This is a genomic window from Streptomyces sp. NPDC058221, from assembly GCF_042882365.1.
Classification (GTDB): domain Bacteria; phylum Actinomycetota; class Actinomycetes; order Streptomycetales; family Streptomycetaceae; genus Streptomyces.
This window is the reverse complement of record NZ_JBHVWF010000287.1, coordinates 1-3,555: the sequence shown is the minus strand read 5'-3', so window position 1 is coordinate 3,555 and position 3,555 is coordinate 1. Positions and strand designations below refer to the sequence as shown.

At 67.4% G+C, this 3,555-nt stretch carries 5 protein-coding genes; 1 reads left to right on the top strand and 4 read right to left on the bottom strand.

Annotation, left to right across the window (positions count from 1 at the left end; all coding sequences use genetic code 11):
* Positions 1–24: 24 nt before the first annotated feature.
* The 4 genes from ACFVW8_RS38730 to ACFVW8_RS38715 all read right to left on the bottom strand — a co-directional run bounded on the left by ACFVW8_RS38730 (position 25) and on the right by ACFVW8_RS38715 (position 2,284).
* The gene (locus tag ACFVW8_RS38730; protein WP_389698690.1) at positions 25–435 is read right to left on the bottom strand and encodes a rodlin; all 411 of its coding nucleotides are present in this window, start codon (positions 433–435) and stop codon (positions 25–27) included.
* A 184-nt stretch (positions 436–619) separates the two neighbouring features.
* Positions 620–910: a hypothetical protein gene (locus tag ACFVW8_RS38725; protein ID WP_389698688.1), complete on the bottom strand. Its 291-nt coding sequence runs from the start codon at positions 908–910 to the stop codon at positions 620–622.
* Positions 911–1,358: 448 nt separating this feature from the next.
* Complete coding sequence (locus ACFVW8_RS38720) at positions 1,359–1,592, bottom strand: chaplin (RefSeq protein WP_389698686.1); 234 nt, start codon at positions 1,590–1,592, stop codon at positions 1,359–1,361.
* Between the two features lie 290 nt (positions 1,593–1,882).
* Positions 1,883–2,284, bottom strand: a complete 402-nt coding sequence (locus ACFVW8_RS38715; RefSeq protein ID WP_389698684.1) for a rodlin — start codon at positions 2,282–2,284, stop codon at positions 1,883–1,885.
* Positions 2,285–2,744: 460 nt separating this feature from the next.
* Here ACFVW8_RS38715 and ACFVW8_RS38710 point away from each other — a divergent pair.
* The coding region (locus ACFVW8_RS38710) for a chaplin family protein (protein ID WP_389698692.1) at positions 2,745–3,555 on the top strand (811 nt) is incomplete at its 3' end.

Sequence of the window (3,555 nt, the reverse complement as noted above, 5' to 3'; positions counted from 1 at the left end):
GCCCCACGGGTCGAACGGGAACTGCTAGTCGTTGGCGACACCGTTGCCGGAGAGGACCGGGATGTCGTCGAGGATGTGCGACAGAGCCTCGTCACCCTTGGCCTGGGTGGAGTTCTCGGTGCACTGCTGGTTCTGCGGCGAGGACAGGACGTTGAGGTCCTGGACCGAGACCGGCACGACACCGAGCAGCGAACCGGCGTTGACCTTGGCAGGCAGGGCGATGCAGGGCTTGTTCAGCGAGCCCTGGATGAGCGCGAACTGCGGGCTCCAGTCACCGTGGGTGGCGGAGTTGCCGTAGGACTGCGCGGCACCGTTGCCGTTGACCGTGGTGGTGCCCTGGTCATTGCCGATCGCCATGGCCGAGGGAGCCACCGCGGCGGAGACGCCGACGATGGAAGCAGCGACGGCTGCCGAGGCCATAATCTTCTTGATCATGAAATAGCCCTTCTGGGGTTCTCTGTTGCCCGCCTGTCCCGAGCGTCTTGATCAACTCGTGGCGGCGGGAATGGTTGTGGCGCTTCACTCGAACGGTGATTCCGTCGTCCGCATGTACACAGGACGTGGAGTCGCCGGAGCGACGCGGAACGCTTCGGAACGGGAACTGCCGTCCGGGGACGGGTCAGCCGCCGACCGGGAGCCCGCCCACGAGCGGGGCCGCGCTCTTCGCCGCACCGGTGGCCTGGTCGGCGACCTTGGTGACGGTGCCGTCCTTCTGCAGCGCGTCGGCGGCGCCGCCGACGGTGTCGACGACCGGGTCGACGGCCTGCGGGGCAGCCGCCACCACCTGGTTGACACCGCCGTCGAGGCTGAAGTTCGGAGCCGTGGCGGTGGTAACGGCGAAGGCGGGAGCAGCCGTTCCGAGAGCAACCACGGAACCGGCAACGAACGCAGCAGTCTTCGCGTACTTCACTTTCAGGTTCCCTTCTGCAGCGGCAGCTGTTTCGGTCGCGTCCCCGCGCCGCATCCAGCCTTCTTTAGCTGTGACTTCTGCCGCTTTCCCCCTGGCTAACGACCCGATAGCGGCCGGGCAACTGGAGCTTTCGGCTTTTCTCGGAACCACTTGCCGGGGAACTCGATCGATTGCATGACTAATCACTGAATCGGGTGCGACTACGGGACAGCGAGCGCATATCGGTGGTGCACTGTCGGTGCTCCGTCCCGCGCGCCCGCCCGGATGTCCGCCCCCAGCCGCCGGCGCTCCGCGCCCCGGGCCGGCGAAGAGGCCTCAGCCTTTTCGCCGCATCCGGGCAGGGCCGCGAACTCCCGGGACGGAGAACGCAGTAAAGAGGAAAGCCCCGGATCGCAACAGATGCGATCCGGGGCAGACCGGCGCCGAGACGGGCTCAGCGATACAGCGATCAGGCGTTGACGCAGGTGTTGCCGAAGGCCGGGTTCAGCAGACCGATCACGTTCACGGTGTTGCCGCACACGTTGACCGGCACGTGGACCGGGACCTGGACGACGTTGCCGGACAGGACGCCCGGGGAGCCCACGGCCGCACCCTCGGCGCCGGAGTCGGCGAACGCCGGGGCAGCGGCGCCCATCGCCATGAGGGTTCCGGCGGCGATGGCGGCGATCTTGGTGTACTTCACTTTCAACCCTTTCTTCGACGGAGTCCGCAGCGGCGACGAATTTCGTGCCGCACGAGCGCGGGTTCCGATCACTCGTAACTCCGCCGTTGTAATTCGTAACGATTTAAGACGGTAAGCGAAACTGTTCGAGGTGAAGATTCCTCAAAGTCCGCCCGAATGACGCAGTTCCGGTCACGCGACGTCACCGTCGCGATCACCGGACCGTCCACGGGCAGGCCCCCGGAGGGCAGCAGCAGGCCCGGGCCGCTCGGAGGAGGAACGCCGGCGGCCCGGGCCTGAGCACAGCTGGATCAGCTGTTGCCGGCACCGTTGCCGGAGAGGACCGGGATGCCGTCCAGGATGTGCGACAGCGGCTCGTCGCCCTTGGCCTGGGTGGAGTTCTCGGTGCACTGCTGGTTCTGCGGCGAGGACAGGACGTTGATGTCCTGGACCGCGACCGGCACGACGCCGACCAGCGAACCGACGTTGGCCTTGGCCGGCAGGCCGATGCAGGGCTTGTTCAGCGAACCCTGGACCAGACCGAACTGGGGGCTGCCGTCGCCGTGCGTCTCGGCGTTGCCGAACGACTGCGAGGCTCCGTTGCCGTTGACCGACGTGGTGCCGCCGTCGTTGCCGATGGCCATCGCCTGCGCGGCGCCGAGACCGAGGATGGAGGCGGCAACGGCACCCGTAGCCAGGACCTTCTTGATCACGATGAACCCTTCTCGTACTGGATGCCCCGTACCGGAGCGCACTGACCAACTCGCTGCCGGACGTTTGGTTATCTCCATTCACCCGAATGCCGGGGCTTCGCGGACGCCCGTACGAAAGACGCCGGAAGGTCCACAGCGCTTCTGGCGCCCGAATCAATTGTTTTAAGCCTCAACAGCCCCTGCACCGACCGGAGTCGGGCACATCGGAATATCCCGAACCCTGAATGCGAACGCGCATGCGTAGTCCGTCCGGGTGGTCACAGGATTTTCACGGGTTCCACGTTTCCCGGTCACGTGAGCGTCGTTATGGGTGAAGTCAAGCCCGCCCGACGGGCCGCCCACCCAGCAGAACTGGCACGCCCGACGGTTGCTGCGCCGGCTGATGAATGAACTGCGGGCAATACGCCCGCGCGAAATGTCCTAAGGAAGGGCAACCATGCGAAAAGCCTTGAGTAAGAGCGTGCTCGTCATGGCGGCGGCGTCAGGCATCCTGACCGCCTCCGGCGGCTACGCGTTCGCGGACGCCTCGGCCGACGGTGCCGCCATCGGCTCCCCCGGGGTCGGTTCGGGCAATGCCGTACAGGTGCCGGTGCACGTGCCGGTCAACCTCTGCGGCAACACCGTCGACGTGATCGGTGCGCTGAACCCCGCGTTCGGCAACGAGTGCGAGAACGAGGGCGGCGGCTCCAAGACCGGCGACGCCCAGGGCGCGGACGCCGATGGTGTCGCCGCCAACTCCCCCGGCGTGCTGTCGGGCAACCTGATCCAGGCTCCGGTCGACGTCCCGGTCAATGTCTGCGGCAACACGGTCGACGTGGTGGGCCTGCTGAACCCGGCCTTCGGCAACAAGTGCGAGAACGAGTCGGGCGGGGGCGACACCCCGAAGCCCCCGACGCACACCAAGCCCCCGAAGCCGCACAAGCCGCCGACGCACCACCACGACCACGACTGCGCCTGCACGCCGGGCCACCACCACAACCCGCCGAAGCCGACCAAGCCCCCGAAGCACCACCACGACCACAACTGCCCTCCCAGCCACCACCACAACCCGCCCACCCACAACCCGCCGACGCACAACCCGCCGACGCACACCTGGCACCCGCACAACCCCCCGACCCACGCCTGGCACCACACCCCGCCCAAGCACCACAAGCCGCCGACGATGGCGCACACCGGTGCCAACGGCAACCTGGGCATCGCGGGTGGCGCCAGCGCCGCGATGGTCCTCGGTGGCGGGCTGCTGATGCGCCGCAGCCGCGCCGCGCAGAAGT

Coding starts and splice junctions, on each gene's coding strand:
- ACFVW8_RS38730 (WP_389698690.1), bottom strand. CDS start 435: ATGATCAAGAAGATTATGGCCTCGGCAGCCGTCGCTGCTTCCATCGTC.